The sequence below is a fragment of the Sphingomonas sp. Leaf28 genome, from assembly GCF_001421685.1.
In the GTDB taxonomy this organism is placed as follows: Bacteria; Pseudomonadota; Alphaproteobacteria; order Sphingomonadales; family Sphingomonadaceae; genus Sphingomonas; species Sphingomonas aurantiaca.
This window is the reverse complement of the sequence record NZ_LMKX01000001.1, coordinates 43912-57081: the sequence shown is the minus strand read 5'-3', so window position 1 is coordinate 57081 and position 13170 is coordinate 43912. Positions and strand designations below refer to the sequence as shown.

Annotated in this window: 13 protein-coding genes and 1 tRNA gene; 9 read left to right on the top strand and 5 right to left on the bottom strand. The window is 67.0% G+C overall.

All coding sequences use genetic code 11. The features are described 5' to 3' along the window. Nucleotides 1-61: 61 nt before the first annotated feature. The 4 genes from ASE79_RS00305 to ASE79_RS00290 all read left to right on the top strand — a co-directional run bounded on the left by ASE79_RS00305 (nt 62) and on the right by ASE79_RS00290 (nt 2327). The gene (locus ASE79_RS00305) at nt 62-619 is read left to right on the top strand and encodes a TspO/MBR family protein (RefSeq protein WP_235516701.1); all 558 of its coding nucleotides are present in this window, start codon (nt 62-64) and stop codon (nt 617-619) included. 28 nt (nt 620-647) lie between these two features. Continuing rightward, nucleotides 648-923, top strand: a complete 276-nt coding sequence (locus ASE79_RS00300; protein ID WP_056410610.1) for an accessory factor UbiK family protein — start codon at nt 648-650, stop codon at nt 921-923. A 100-nt stretch (nt 924-1023) separates the two neighbouring features. Beyond that, complete coding sequence (locus tag ASE79_RS00295) at nt 1024-1527, top strand: YbjN domain-containing protein (protein WP_082445085.1); 504 nt, start codon at nt 1024-1026, stop codon at nt 1525-1527. Further along, complete coding sequence (locus ASE79_RS00290; RefSeq protein ID WP_056410604.1) at nt 1524-2327, top strand: pyrroline-5-carboxylate reductase family protein; 804 nt, start codon at nt 1524-1526, stop codon at nt 2325-2327. The genes ASE79_RS00295 and ASE79_RS00290 overlap by 4 nt, the downstream gene beginning before the upstream one ends. A gap of 23 nt (nt 2328-2350) precedes the next feature. Here the strand turns inward: ASE79_RS00290 and ASE79_RS00285 are convergent, their stop codons facing one another. Next, the gene (locus ASE79_RS00285) at nt 2351-2839 is read right to left on the bottom strand and encodes a MarR family transcriptional regulator (RefSeq protein ID WP_107958825.1); all 489 of its coding nucleotides are present in this window, start codon (nt 2837-2839) and stop codon (nt 2351-2353) included. A gap of 59 nt (nt 2840-2898) precedes the next feature. On the opposite strand from ASE79_RS00285, the gene ASE79_RS00280 reads away from it, so the two are divergent. The 4 genes from ASE79_RS00280 to ASE79_RS00265 all read left to right on the top strand — a co-directional run bounded on the left by ASE79_RS00280 (nt 2899) and on the right by ASE79_RS00265 (nt 5349). Then, the gene (locus ASE79_RS00280; protein WP_056410599.1) at nt 2899-4008 is read left to right on the top strand and encodes a branched-chain amino acid aminotransferase; all 1110 of its coding nucleotides are present in this window, start codon (nt 2899-2901) and stop codon (nt 4006-4008) included. Between the two features lie 52 nt (nt 4009-4060). Further along, nucleotides 4061-4135: transfer RNA gene (locus tag ASE79_RS00275), tRNA-Gln, on the top strand. A 68-nt stretch (nt 4136-4203) separates the two neighbouring features. Then, a complete protein-coding gene (locus tag ASE79_RS00270) occupies nt 4204-4620 on the top strand; it encodes a secondary thiamine-phosphate synthase enzyme YjbQ (protein WP_056410596.1) in 417 nt (138 codons plus the stop codon). 117 nt (nt 4621-4737) lie between these two features. Continuing rightward, complete coding sequence (locus ASE79_RS00265; protein WP_199861110.1) at nt 4738-5349, top strand: CC0125/CC1285 family lipoprotein; 612 nt, start codon at nt 4738-4740, stop codon at nt 5347-5349. A gap of 181 nt (nt 5350-5530) precedes the next feature. On the opposite strand, the gene mfd is transcribed toward ASE79_RS00265, so the two are convergent. Together mfd and ASE79_RS00255 are read right to left on the bottom strand one after the other, a co-directional pair. Next, entirely contained in the window at nt 5531-9001 is a 3471-nt protein-coding gene (gene mfd, locus ASE79_RS00260; protein WP_056410593.1) for a transcription-repair coupling factor, read from the bottom strand. 118 nt (nt 9002-9119) lie between these two features. Then, nucleotides 9120-9386: a succinate dehydrogenase assembly factor 2 gene (locus tag ASE79_RS00255; protein ID WP_056410591.1), complete on the bottom strand. Its 267-nt coding sequence runs from the start codon at nt 9384-9386 to the stop codon at nt 9120-9122. Nucleotides 9387-9458: 72 nt separating this feature from the next. On the opposite strand from ASE79_RS00255, the gene recG reads away from it, so the two are divergent. After that, nucleotides 9459-11510 (top strand): ATP-dependent DNA helicase RecG, encoded by a 2052-nt coding sequence (recG, locus tag ASE79_RS00250; RefSeq protein WP_056410583.1) that lies wholly within the window; start codon nt 9459-9461, stop codon nt 11508-11510. A 4-nt stretch (nt 11511-11514) separates the two neighbouring features. Here the strand turns inward: recG and ASE79_RS00245 are convergent, their stop codons facing one another. Next, nucleotides 11515-11856, bottom strand: a complete 342-nt coding sequence (locus ASE79_RS00245) for a PilZ domain-containing protein (RefSeq protein ID WP_234422833.1) — start codon at nt 11854-11856, stop codon at nt 11515-11517. 83 nt (nt 11857-11939) lie between these two features. Next, nucleotides 11940-13163: a tyrosine--tRNA ligase gene (gene tyrS, locus ASE79_RS00240; RefSeq protein ID WP_056410576.1), complete on the bottom strand. Its 1224-nt coding sequence runs from the start codon at nt 13161-13163 to the stop codon at nt 11940-11942. Nucleotides 13164-13170 lie beyond the last annotated feature (7 nt).

The following is a 13170-nucleotide window of genomic DNA, read 5'->3' as shown; positions in this document are numbered from 1 at the left end:
CCGATCACGGTTTACCGATCGCGAAATGCGCGGCAGGACGTGCCCGCGTGAAGACGGAAGGATGTGTGTGGGCGGTATCGCTTCGAAGGGCCAGTTGAGGATGTCGTTCCTCCGCTGGGCGGTCGTGACCGTGCCCCTGATCCTGCTGTTCGGCTTCGTGTCGGGCCGCTCGGTACCCGTCGGCAGCGAGAATGGCTGGTACATGGCGCTCGCCAAGCCGGCGTTGAACCCGCCGGGCTGGGTGTTCCCGGTCGTCTGGACGACGCTCTACGTCATGATCGGGCTCGCGCTGGCGATGATCCTCAATGCGCGTGGCGCCCGCCAGCGCCCCCTAGCCGTGGGCCTGTTCGCAGCGCAATTCGTGCTCAACCTCCTCTGGACGCCCACATTCTTCGGCGCGCACAAGATCGGTGCTGCGGTACTGGTGATCGTCGCGATGCTGATCCTGTCGATCGCCGCGACCGTCGTCTTCGCGCGGATCCGGCCGGCAGCGGCGTGGCTGATGGTGCCCTATATGGTCTGGATCAGCTTTGCCGGCGTGCTCGCGTTCAGCATCGGGCAATTGAACCCCGACGCCGAAACCCTTGCGCCGGCCAGCCATACGTCCCAAATGCTGTAACGCAGCAATCTGTTGAGGTTTTGAAGCAATGCAGTCCGAAAACCGCGTGTTCGACGATATCGTCAAAGTCTTGAACGGTGCGGCCGGGACGCTTGCAGGTGTTGGTCGCGAAGCCGGATCTGGTGCGCGGGAACGCGCGCGCGAATGGCTGGGCGGGCTCGACTTCGTCAGCCGCGAAGAGTTCGATGCGGTCAAGGCGATGGCCGCCGCAGCGCGCGACGAGAATGACGCGCTGAAGGCGCGACTCGATGCGCTTGAAGCAAAATCGGCCGTCACAGCGCCGCTCGGGGCGTCGGTCGACTGACTTTTCCACAGTTTTCCGCAGAATTGGGTCCGATGGGGTTGTCGGGGCGTTTTTGCCTCGGCACCCTTTGTCGTGCGATAAGGACCGCCAGGACCCTATGATGCTTGAACACGCCGACCACGACCACGAAGATGCCGCCCCGATCGACATGCTCGAAAGCTATTACGCTGCGCATGGCTGGGAACATGAGCGTCACGACGACGAGATCGTCGCGACCGTCAAGGGCAGCTGGACGACCTACGAACTGCGCGCCCTGTGGCGCGAAGACGATAGCGTCCTGCAATTCCTCGCTTTTCCTGACATCAAGGTGCCCGACGATCGGCGGCAGGCGGTGTACGAGACAATCGGGCTGGTCAACGAGCAGCTCTGGATCGGCCATTTCGAATTGTGGTCGTCGAGCGGCATCCTGCTGTTCCGGCATGCGGCGATGGTCGATGGCGGCGAGGAGGGGACGATGTCGCTCGACGCCGCCGAACTGCTCGTCGAATCGGCGATCGAGGAATGCGAGCGCTTTTACCCCGTGTTCCAGTTCGTGCTGTGGGGCGGCAAGAGCCCGAAGGACGCACTTGCCGCGGCGTTGATCGAAACGCACGGCGAGGCATGAGTTTTCCGGTGGGGCCGCTGTGGCTGATCGGCTGCGGCAACATGGGCGGGGCGATGCTGCGGCGCTGGCTCGCAACCGGCCTCGATCCCGCGAGCGTGACGGTGATCACGCGGAGCGGCACGGGGGCACCCGATGGCGTCCGCTCGTTGACCGCGCTCCCCGATGAGGCCGCACCCGCCACGCTGATGCTCGCGCTCAAGCCGCAGCAGATCGACGCCGCGCAGGCGCTTGTGGCCCCGCTGCAGGGGCAACCGCAGCTGTTGCTTTCGATCCTCGCCGGCATCGATCATGCTGCGCTGTCGGCGCGGTTCGCGGCGGATGCCATCGTCCGTGCGATGCCGAACCTGCCGGTTGCGATCGGCAAGGGCGTGACGTCGCTCTACACTGATACGGAGTCGGAGGACGCGATCGCGGCCGCGGAAGCGTTCGCTGCGCCGCTCGGCCATTATGAATGGATCGCGGACGAGGCGCATTTCGATGCGGTGACGGCGCTCGCCGGATCTGGTCCGGGGTTCGTGTTCCGGTTTGCCGATGCGCTGGCCCAGGCGGGGGCTGCCTTGGGGCTGCCGGTTGATCAGGCGGCGCGTCTGGCGATGGCGACGCTGGAGGGCTCGGCGATCATGGCGGCCGCGGCGGATATATCGCCCGCGGTGCTGGCGGACCGGGTGGCGAGTCCCGGCGGATCCACTCGCGAAGGGCTGAACGTGCTCGACCGCGACGACGCGCTCGTCACGCTGTTGACCGAGACGCTCGCGGCGTCCGAACGGCGCAACGCCGAGATGGCCGCCGCCGCCCGCTAGGACGACCGCGGCGTCGGGGAATCCTAGCCGCGCAACGCGATAACCTGCGACCGCTCCTCCTCGGGGACGAGGCCCTCCAGGACGGCCCAGAAGCCAGAGACCGCATTCTGACCGGCGCTGACATAGGCGGCCGACATGCGCTGGCGTGCCGCCTCGAACAGCTCGCTCTCCATCTTCGCCCCCGCGGCGGTGAGTCGCAGCAAGCGCTGGCGCCGGTCGCGTTCGCCGGGGCGAGTCTCGACGAGCTTGCGATCGGCGAGTTCGTTCAGCACGCGGCCGAGCGACTGCTTGGTGATCGCCAGCAGCGAGAGCAGTTCGCTGACCGTCATGTCGGGCTTGCGCGCGATGAAATAGAGTGCGCGGTGATGCGCGCGCCCCAGTCCTTCGTCGGCCAGCCCCTGGTCGATCGAGCGGGTGAGGTGGCTGTATCCGAAGTAGAGTAGCTCAAGCCCGCGCCTGAGTTCGGTCTCGCGGAGAAACAGGGGTGATGCGGTCGATGCTGTGGCAGCCATGTTGACCGGTTTAGACATCGCCCGTAGTCGTCGGCAACCCGCCTTGAGAGAGAAATTCGATGCCTGCTCCAGCTTCTACGTCGCCCTTCGCGTTTCGCCACGAGCCTAATGCGACTCCGGTAGAGGCGAACGAGCGCGCCAAGCGGCTTATCGACCCCGGTTTCGGGCGAGTCTTCACCGATCATATGGCGATGATCCGCTATAGCGAGACTGAGGGCTGGCACGATGCCAGGATCACCGCGCGTGCGCCGCTGACGATCGATCCGGCATCGTCGGTGCTGCATTATGCGCAGGAAATCTTCGAGGGGATGAAGGCGTATCGGCTGGCGGATGGCGGCACCGCGCTGTTTCGTCCCGAGGCGAACGCGCGCCGGTTCCAGGATTCGGCGCGCCGGCTCGCCATGCCCGAGCTGCCCGAGGAGCTGTTTCTCGAATCGGTCGAGCGGCTGGTCAAGGCGGATGCGAACTGGATCCCGGAGAGCGATGGCGGCGCGCTGTATCTGCGCCCGTTCATGTTCGCCTCCGAGGTGTTCCTCGGCGTGAAGCCGTCGGCGGAATATCTGTACATGGTGCTCGCATCGTCGGTCGGCGCCTATTTCAAGGGCGGTGCGCCGACCGTGTCGATCTGGGTGAGCCAGCAATATACGCGCGCCGCACTGGGCGGCACGGGTGCTGCCAAGTGCGGCGGCAACTATGCCGCCAGCCTGCTCGCGCAGTCCGAGGCGATCCGCAACGGGTGCGACCAGGTGGTGTTCCTCGACGCGGCCGAGCGCCGCTGGGTCGAGGAACTTGGCGGCATGAACATCTTCTTCGTGTTCGACGATGGCAGCATGGCGACCCCGGCGCTGACGGGTACGATCCTGCCCGGCATCACGCGCGACTCGATCCTGACGCTCGCACGCGCCCAAGGCATCGAGGTCCGCGAGGAGGGCTATACGATCGACCAGTGGCGCGCCGATGCGGCGAGCGGCCGGCTCGTCGAGGCGTTCGCGTGTGGCACTGCCGCGGTAGTGACGCCGATCGGTACGGTCGCCAGCCCCGAGGGGCGCTTCACGATCGGCAGCGGTGCCCCGGGTACGCTGACGATGCGGATGCGCGACGCTTTGGTATCGATCCAGCGCGGCACCGCACCCGACGCCAACAACTGGCTGCATCATCTCGCCGATTGACGTCGTCAGGGGCTTTTCACGCGGCGCGGCCCCGCTATAAGGCCGCCTCTGTTGGGGCGTCGCCAAGTGGTAAGGCAGCGGCTTTTGATGCCGCCATGCGCAGGTTCGAACCCTGCCGCCCCAGCCAATCTCGATCGTTGATTTGCGGTGCATGGGGCGGCCGGAGCAACCCGCGTCGTCGATCGTTCGTCCGGCATGCGTCAAGCCACCACAATTCTCACGATCGACACGAGCGGGCAGGGGCTCGTCGATGTCACCGCCCAGGTTCAGCGATGGACCCGCGATCAGCGTATGGCGGAAGGTCTGCTGACGGTGTTTTGCCGTCACACCTCTGCGTCGCTGTTGATTCAGGAAAACGCGTCGCCCGATGTCCGCACCGATCTGGAAGCGTATTTCGCGCGGATTGCGCCGGAATCGCGCGCGTATTTGCACGATGACGAGGGGCCGGACGACATGCCTGCGCATTTGCGGACGGCGTTGACGCAGGTGCAGCTGAGCATCCCGCTGATCGACGGGCGACTGGCGCTCGGGACGTGGCAGGGGCTGTATCTGTTCGAACACCGGCGGCGCCCGCACCGGCGTACGCTGGCGCTGCACTTGATCGGATCATGAAAAATGCGTCAGCGAGGTGGCGCATTGGAGCGATCCCGTTCATCAACCGTTCCACCACTGACGGCTAATAAGCGGCGTTTCGCCGCATTCGCCGCGAACGGAGACGACACCATGTTGATGAAACCGGGTCGCAAGGTCGCCTTGGCAGCGCTCGCAACGGGCGCGCTGCTGCTGGCCGGATGCGCGACCGAGACAACGTATCGGCCTGCGACGGGCCAGGGGTTCAGCCGCACCGGCTATAGCGATCGCCAGGTCGAACCGGGCCGGTTCCTGGTCAGCTTCGCAGGGAACAGCGTCACGTCGCGCGATACCGTCGAACGCTACCTGTTCTTCCGCGCGGCCGAACTCACGCTGCAGAATGGCTATGACTATTACCTGATGGCCGACCGCGACACCAATCTCCAGTCGCGTACCTATTCGACGCCGGGGCTCGGTGGCGGGTTCGGCTATGGCGGCTTCGGTGGCTATTGGGGCCCGTCGTGGCGCTATTACGGGCGCGGCTTCGGCTGGCGTGACTGGAGCCCCTATGGCGGCTTTGGTGGTGGTTTCGGCGGCGGCTTTGGGGGTGGCCCGTGGGGCAACGACTTCGACGTCCGGACGATCGACCGGTATGAGGCTACTGCCGAGATCGTGATGCGGAAGGGGCCGATTCCGCGCGATAATATCCGGGCGTTCGACGCGCGGAAGGTTGTGGACAGCATTGGGCCGAGTGTCGTGCTGCCGAAGTAAGCGTTACCTTCGAGATGATGAAAAGGCCGGGCTACCCCAGGGTAGTCCGGCCTTTTTCGTAACGGTGCTCCCTCTCCCTTTCGGGGAGAGGGTCGGGGTGAGGGGCTGTTGCGCAGCGCATCGCTTGCGGCGCCCCTCACCCAACCCTCTCCCCGGAGGGGAGAGGGCTAAGAAGCAGGGCTTATCCCGCCGCTTTCGCAAGCCCCTTGGACAATTGCAGCGCGCCGTGCAGGCGTGCCTTCGGGTCGCCCCAGGCGCGCTGGAGGACCAGCTTGCTGTCGGGGCGCAGTCGCGCGACGCCGTTGAGGCGTTCGACATAGGCGAGCAGCTTGTCGACATTGGGCGGGGTGTCGTTGTGGAACGACACCAGCACGCCGCGCGGGCCGACGTCGATCTTCGACACGCAGGCGCGCTTCGCGTTCAGCTTGATCTCGATGACCTTGATCAAATTTTCGGTCGCGTCGGGCAGTGGGCCGAAGCGATCGATCATCTCGGCGGCGAACGCCTCGATCTCCTGGCTCTCGTCGAGCTCGTTCAGGCGGCGATACAGCCCCATCCGGAGGTCGAGATCGGGCACATAGTCCTCGGGGATCAGGATCGGCGCGTCGACCGTGATCTGCGGCGAGAAGTCCTTCGGGCGCGCGGACGCGAGACCGCCGGACTTGGCGTCCATGATCGCCTCCTCGAGCATCGCCTGGTAGAGTTCGAACCCGACCTCCTTGATATGCCCGGTCTGCTCGTCGCCGAGCATGTTGCCGGCGCCGCGGATGTCGAGATCGTGGCTCGCCAGCTGGAACCCGGCGCCGAGCGAATCGAGATCGGACAGCACCTTCAACCGCTTCTCGGCGGTCACCGTCATCTGCCGCTCGGGTGGCGTCACCAGATACGCGTACGCACGCGTCTTCGAGCGGCCGACGCGACCGCGCAGCTGATAGAGCTGGGCGAGGCCGAAGCGGTCGGCGCGGTGGACGATCATCGTGTTGGCGGACGCGATGTCGATCCCGCTCTCGATGATCGTGGTCGAGACGAGCACCTCGAACTTCTTGTCGTAGAAGGCGGACATGCGCTCCTCGACCTCGGTCGGCGACATCTGGCCGTGCGCGACGACGAAGCGGATCTCGGGCACCTGTTCGCGCAGGAACTCCTCGATTTCGGGCAGGTCGGCGACGCGCGGGGTGACGACGAAGCTCTGGCCGCCGCGATAATGCTCGCGCAACAGCGCCTCGCGCAGGACGACGGGGTCGAACGGCATGATGTAGGTTCGCACCGCGAGCCGATCGACCGGCGGGGTCTGGATCACCGACAGCTCGCGGATGCCCGACATCGCCATCTGCAGCGTGCGCGGGATCGGCGTCGCGGTCAGCGTGAGCATGTGGACGTCGGCCCGGAGCGCCTTCAGCCGCTCCTTGTGCGTGACGCCGAACCGCTGCTCCTCGTCGACGACGACGAGGCCGAGCCGCTTGAAGTCGATATTCTTCGCCAGCAGCGCGTGCGTGCCGATGACGACGTCGATCGTGCCGTTCGCCAGCCCCTCCTTGGTCGCCTTCGCCTCGCTCGCGGTGACGAGCCGCGAGAGGCGGCCCATGTTCATCGGGAAGCCTTCGAACCGGCTGACGAAGTTGTTGTAGTGCTGGCGCGCGAGCAGCGTCGTCGGGCAGACGATCGCGACCTGCTTGCCGCCCATCGCCGCGACGAACGCGGCACGCAGCGCGACCTCGGTCTTGCCGAAGCCGACATCGCCGACGACGAGCCGGTCCATCGGCTTGCCCGCGGACAGATCGGCGAGAACCTCCTCGATCGCGCGGTCCTGGTCCTCGGTTTCCTCGTAGGGGAAGCGGTCGACGAAGCTGGGGTAACCGCTCGAATCGGGTTCGAGCACGTCGCCGGGATGCAGCGCGCGTTCGGCGGCGGTCGCGATGAGCTCGCCCGCGATCTCGCGGATCCGCTCCTTCATCTTCGACTTGCGACGCTGCCAGCCTTCGCCGCCGAGCTTGTCGAGCGATGCGCCCTCTTCCGACGAGCCGTAGCGCGAGAGGACGTCGATATTTTCGACCGGGACGTAGAGCTTGTCGCCGCCGGCATAGCTCAGCGCGACGCAGTCGTGCGGGCTCTGGCCGACGGGGATCGAGGTGAGCCCCTCGTAGCGGCCGATGCCATGCTCGGTGTGGACGACGAGGTCGCCCGGCGTCAGCGTGGCCAGTTCGGCGAGGAACGCGTCGGCGGATTTCTTGCGCTTCTTGCGGTGGACGAGGCGGTCGCCGAGCATGTCCTGCTCGGTGAGGACGGCGACGCCCGGCGCGGTGAAGCCGTGATCGAGCGGGAGGACGATCAGCGCGACGCCGAAGCTCTTGGCGGTATCGGCGACGCCGAGCGCCTCCTGCCACGTCTCGGCGTGCTTGCCGCCCTTCAGCCCGTGGTCGGCGAGCAGGCTCCCGAGACGTTCGCGCGCGCCGATCGAGTAGCTGGCTAGGATCGGCTTGCGGCCCTGCTTGCGCAGTTTCTCGACATGATCGGCGACGGCTTCGTAGATGTTCGCCTGTGCGGCGCGCTCGGGGCCGAAATCGCGCGGGCCGTCGACCGCGAAGTCGAGCACGGTCGCGCTTTCCGGCTCGTGGAAGGGCGAGGTGATGTGCGCGGCGAAGGCCTCGGTCGCGCCCGACCAGTCCTGCGCGTCGAGATAGAGCGCCTTGGCGGGCATCGGGCGGTAGCTGCCGGGTTGCGCGGCCTCGGCGCGCTTGCGGTTCTCGTAGTAGTCGGCGATCGATTCGAGCCGGCTTTCCGCCGCCGCCGCGACGCCGCTGTCGCGTACCAAGACGTCGTCGGCGCCGAGATGGTCGAACAGCGTCGCCATCTTGTCTTCGAACAGCGGCAGCCAATGCTCCATGCCCGCGATCCGCCGGCCCTCGGAGATCGCCTGGTACATCGGATCGCCCGTCGCGGTCGCGCCGAACGCGTCGCGGTAGCGCGTGCGGAAGCGCTTGATCGAGTCCTCGTCGAGCAGCGCTTCGGAGGCGGGGAGCAGGACGAAGCCGTCGATCCGGCCGGTCGTGCGCTGATCGACGGCATCGAAGGTGCGGACGCTCTCGATCTCGTCGCCGAAGAAATCGAGGCGCAGCGCGTGGTCCTCGCCCGACGGGTACAGGTCGACGATGCCGCCGCGCACCGCATATTCGCCCTGGTCATGGACAGTGTCGGTGCGGACATAGCCGTTCGCCTGGAGCAACGTGGCAAGCTTGTCGCGACCGATCCGCTCGCCGGGCGCGAGCCGCGCGACGAGCTGGCGGATGCGGAACGGGGTGAGGACGCGCTGTGTCGCGGCGTTCGCGGTGGTCAGGAGGAGCTGCGGGCCCTTGGGCTTGCCCTGCAGGCGCTGCAACGCGGCGACTCGCTCGGCCATGACGCGCAGCGTGGGCGACGCGCGGTCATAGGGGAGGCAATCCCAGGCGGGCAAGCTCAGTATCTCGAGGTCGGGCGCAAAGAACGCCGCGGTCGAGGCGATCGCGCGCATCGCCGCATCGTCGGGCGCGATGAATACCGCGCGCGTCTTCGCGGCGCGCGCGAGATCGGCGAGTAGCGACGGCTGGAATCCCGACGGCACGCCCGACAGCGTCAGCGGGGTTTTCGCGGAGAGGATACTGTTCAGATCTGGCATATCGTTCCTGAAGCCCTCTCCCCTATGGGGAGAGGGTTGGGTGAGGGGCTGTCCTAGGCGCTGCGCTGCTTGGCTGCCCCTCACCCCGACCCTCTCCCCGGAGGGGAGAGGGAGTAGGTTACTTCACGACCGTGACGTAATTGATGTCGCGCATCGCCTGCATCATCGGGCCGTTCCATTCGGGCGGGCACGGAATCGAGCCGATCGCCCAGCCCATGATGTCGACGTCCTGCTCCTCGAGCAGCGCCTCGAACCAGTCGAGCTGTTCGGGCGTCCAGGTCCGGCCATAGGTTTCGAAGAAGCCGCCGATCATCATGTCGGCTTCGCGCGTACCGCGGTGCGAGCTGCGGAAGCCGAGGCGCTTGAGGCGGGTTTCGTGGTCCATGATATCTCCAACGCCGATTGACCGGCGACCGCTGGCGGCGGGCGTCGGCTGGGCTATAGGGAGCAGATAGTCATGCGACCCGAAATCCTCAATCCGCTGTTCGCCGAAACCCTCGTCCTGAAAGGGGTGGGGCCTGCGCTCGCCAAGCCGCTCGACCGGCTGGGGCTCGCGCGCGTCGTCGACGTCGCCTTCCATTTGCCGACCGGCTATGTCGATCGCCTGCCCCGCACCGAGCTGATGGCGAGCGATGCCGGGCGGATCATCGTGATCACGCTGACCGCGCGCGAGCACCGCGTGAGTGCCGGGCGTGGACCGACACGCGTGCAGGCGACCGACGCGCATGGCAACTATGTCAGCCTCGTCTTTTTCGGCGGGAGTTCGGGCTGGGCGAAGAAGCTGCTGCCGATCGGCGAGGCGAAGCGCGTATCGGGGCGGCTCGACGAATATGGCCAGGAACTCCAGATCGTCCATCCCGACATCGTCGAACCCGACGAGGAGTTGCGCGAGCGCGAGCCGATCTATCCGCTCTCGGAGGGGCTCACCTCGCGGCGACTGGCGGCGCTGACGACGCAGGCGGTCGCGCGCGCGCCCGACCTCGCCGAGTGGATCGAGCCCGGGCTGAAGGCGAAACGCGAATGGCCCGGCTGGCACGAATCGCTGGAGCGGATCCATGCCGACCCGTCGGACGCCAAGGCACGCGAGCGGCTGGCCTATGACGAGGTGTTCGCCAACCAACTCGCGATGACGCTCGTCCGCGCCGACACGCGCAAGCGGCGGGGGCGGGCGCTCCACGGCGACGGGCGTCTGCGGGGCATGCTCAAGCTGCCCTACACGCTGACGGGCGCGCAATCGCGTACGGTCGGCGAGATCGAGGGCGATCTCGGGCAGACCGCGCCGATGCTACGGCTGCTGCAGGGCGATGTCGGCTCGGGCAAGACGCTGGTCGCGGCGATGGCGATGCTGATCGCGGTCGAGGCGGGCGCGCAGGCGGCGATGCTCGCGCCGACCGAGATCCTCGCGCGGCAGCATTACGAGACGCTGCGAAAGACGCTCGCCGGGCTGCCGATCGAGGTCGGCGTGCTCACCGGGCGCGACAAGGGCCGCGTGCGCGAGGCGACTCTGATGGCGCTGGCGAGCGGCGAGATCGACATTCTCGTCGGCACGCACGCGATCTTCCAGGATGCGGTCGCCTACAAGGATCTCGCGCTGGTGGTGGTCGACGAGCAGCACCGGTTCGGCGTCGCGCAACGGATGACGCTCCAGGCCAAGGGGATCGCGCCGCCGCATCTGCTGGCGATGACCGCGACGCCGATCCCGCGCACGCTGACGCTCGCGCAGTACGGCGAGATGGACGTCAGCCGCCTCGACGAGATGCCGCCGGGCCGCCAGCCGATCGAGACGCGCGTGATCTCGGAGGATCGGCTCGACGACGTGGTCAACGCGCTTGGTCGGCATCTGGCGGACGGGGGGCAGGCCTATTGGGTGTGCCCGCTGGTCGAGGAGAGCGAGAAGAGCGACCTCGCCGCCGCCGAGATGCGTGCCGAGGTCCTTCGCGCGCGGTTCGGGGACAAGGTGGCGCTCGTCCATGGTCGAATGAAGCCCGCCGAGAAGGACGCGGTGATGGCGGAGTTCTCCGCCGCGCGCAGCGCGGTGCTGGTCGCGACGACGGTGATCGAGGTCGGCGTCGATGTCCCCAATGCGACGCTGATCGTGATCGAGCATGCCGACCGCTTCGGCCTTGCCCAGCTCCACCAGCTGCGCGGGCGCGTCGGGCGGGGGAGCGGGCGGTCGATCTGCCTGCTGATGCGTGGGAGCTCGCTCAGCGAGACGTCGCGCGCGCGGCTTGCACTGATGCGCGAAACGAATGACGGGTTCCGGATCGCCGAGGAGGATCTGCGGTTGCGTGGCGCTGGCGAACTGCTGGGCACGAAGCAATCGGGCGAGATGGCGTTCCGGCTGGCGACGCCCGACATGATGGCGGACCTCCTCCAATGCGCGCACGACGACGCGCGGCTGCTGATCGATCGCGACGGCGGTCTGGAGGGCCCGCGCGGTCAGGCGGCGCGGACTGCGCTGTACCTGTTCGACCGCGATGCCGGGGTGGCGTTGCTGCGATCTGGGTGAGGCCTCAGCTGTGGCGGGCCATCAGCGTGAGCATGGTGTAATATTCGCCGAGCGGGATCGTCCGTTCGAGCTCGCAGCCTATCCGCCCGCCCAGCGACCAGCGGACGACGGCGTCGACCGGGCCCAGGATCGGCAGGCGGATCTGCAATCGGTCGCCTGCGGCCGGATCACCGTCGCACCGCGCCATCAGCCCGTTTGCCGACATGTTGACCAGCACCAGCTTTACCGTCTGCCCATCGGCATCGAGCGCATGCGTGCGGTGCATCACCTCGTCACGGGGTTCACCGCGCGCATCTCGAACCGCCGTAGCGTAGCGTGGCATCGATCGTCCCCCGGGTGTGGCCATGCAGCCATCCTACCCGGTGCACGATGAACCCGCTACAAACAGTGATGCTTAACGCGATCGTCTTCGAAACGATAATGCGTCTATTATGAGGGGGTTAGCATCCCATGTCGCTTCTTCCCGAGGCTAAGCCTGACGGGGGACGTAACGGGGAGGGCGGTCGTGGGCTCGCGCACGGGCTCGCCATCGACGCGCACCGCGCCCTCGGCCAGCTTGCGGCGCGCTTCGCCGTTCGAGGCGACGAAGCCGAGGCCGACCAAGGCTTCGACGATGCCGATCGCGCCACCGGGAACGGCCAGGCTGGGCAGCGAATCGCCCGACGCGCCTTCCTCGAACGTCTTGCGCGCGGTGTCGGCGGCCTGTTCGGCGGCGTCGCGGCCACGGCACATCGCGGTCGCTTCGTTGGCGAGGACGATCTTGGCGGCGTTGATCTCCGCGCCCTCGAGCGACTCGAGCCGCGCGATCTCGTCGAGCGGCAGGTCGGTGAACAGCCGCAGGAAGCGGCCGACGTCGCGGTCGTCGGTGTTGCGCCAGAATTGCCAGTAATCGAAATGGGGCAGCTGGTCCTCGTGCAGCCAGACCGCGCCCGACATCGTCTTGCCCATCTTGCCGCCGTCCGCGGTCGTGATCAGCGGCGTGGTGACGCCGTAGACCTCGGTGCCGTCCATCCGGCGCGACAGCTCGATGCCGTTGACGATGTTGCCCCACTGGTCCGATCCGCCCATCTGCAACCGGCATTCGGCGCGGCGCGACAGCTCGAGAAAGTCGTACGCCTGGAGGATCATGTAATTGAATTCGAGGAAGCTCAGCGACTGTTCGCGGTCGAGCCGCAGCTTGACCGAATCGAACGCGAGCATCCGGTTGACCGAGAAATGCTGGCCGACGTCGCGCAGGAACGGGATATATTCGAGCGCATCGAGCCACTCGGCGTTGTCGAGCATCACTGCGTCGGTGGGGCCATCGCCGAACGTCAGGAAGCGTTCGAAGATGCGGCGGATCGATGCGACGTTCGCCTTGATGCCGTCCTCGCCGAGGAGCTTGCGCGCCTCGTCCTTGAAGCTCGGATCGCCGATCTTGCCGGTGCCGCCGCCCATCAGGACGATCGGCTTGTGCCCGGTCTGCTGGAGCCGGCGGAGCAGCATGATCTGGACGAGGCTGCCGACGTGGAGCGACGGCGCGGTCGGATCGAAGCCGATATAGCCGGGCACGATTTGCTTGCCCGCGAGCGAGTCGAGCGCGGCGGCATCGGTCATCTGGTGGACATAGCCGCGCGAGGTCAGCGTGGTGAGCAGGTCGGACTGGTAGGTCATGGATGCG

What these genes read in the sequence shown, in the direction of transcription:
- ASE79_RS00305 (WP_235516701.1), top strand. Translation starts at nt 62, where the DNA reads ATGTGTGTGGGCGGTATCGCTTCGAAGGGCCAGTTGAGGATGTCGTTC.
- ASE79_RS00280 (WP_056410599.1), top strand. Translation starts at nt 2,899, where the DNA reads ATGCCTGCTCCAGCTTCTACGTCGCCCTTCGCGTTTCGCCACGAGCCT.
- ASE79_RS00245 (WP_234422833.1), bottom strand. Translation starts at nt 11,856, where the DNA reads ATGGCCACACCCGGGGGACGATCGATGCCACGCTACGCTACGGCGGTT.
- tyrS (WP_056410576.1), bottom strand. Translation starts at nt 13,163, where the DNA reads ATGACCTACCAGTCCGACCTGCTCACCACGCTGACCTCGCGCGGCTAT.
- ASE79_RS00290 (WP_056410604.1), top strand. Translation starts at nt 1,524, where the DNA reads ATGAGTTTTCCGGTGGGGCCGCTGTGGCTGATCGGCTGCGGCAACATG.
- ASE79_RS00265 (WP_199861110.1), top strand. Translation starts at nt 4,738, where the DNA reads ATGAAACCGGGTCGCAAGGTCGCCTTGGCAGCGCTCGCAACGGGCGCG.
- ASE79_RS00295 (WP_082445085.1), top strand. Translation starts at nt 1,024, where the DNA reads ATGCTTGAACACGCCGACCACGACCACGAAGATGCCGCCCCGATCGAC.
- ASE79_RS00300 (WP_056410610.1), top strand. Translation starts at nt 648, where the DNA reads ATGCAGTCCGAAAACCGCGTGTTCGACGATATCGTCAAAGTCTTGAAC.
- ASE79_RS00285 (WP_107958825.1), bottom strand. Translation starts at nt 2,839, where the DNA reads ATGGCTGCCACAGCATCGACCGCATCACCCCTGTTTCTCCGCGAGACC.
- mfd (WP_056410593.1), bottom strand. Translation starts at nt 9,001, where the DNA reads ATGCCAGATCTGAACAGTATCCTCTCCGCGAAAACCCCGCTGACGCTG.
- ASE79_RS00255 (WP_056410591.1), bottom strand. Translation starts at nt 9,386, where the DNA reads ATGGACCACGAAACCCGCCTCAAGCGCCTCGGCTTCCGCAGCTCGCAC.
- recG (WP_056410583.1), top strand. Translation starts at nt 9,459, where the DNA reads ATGCGACCCGAAATCCTCAATCCGCTGTTCGCCGAAACCCTCGTCCTG.
- ASE79_RS00270 (WP_056410596.1), top strand. Translation starts at nt 4,204, where the DNA reads ATGCGTCAAGCCACCACAATTCTCACGATCGACACGAGCGGGCAGGGG.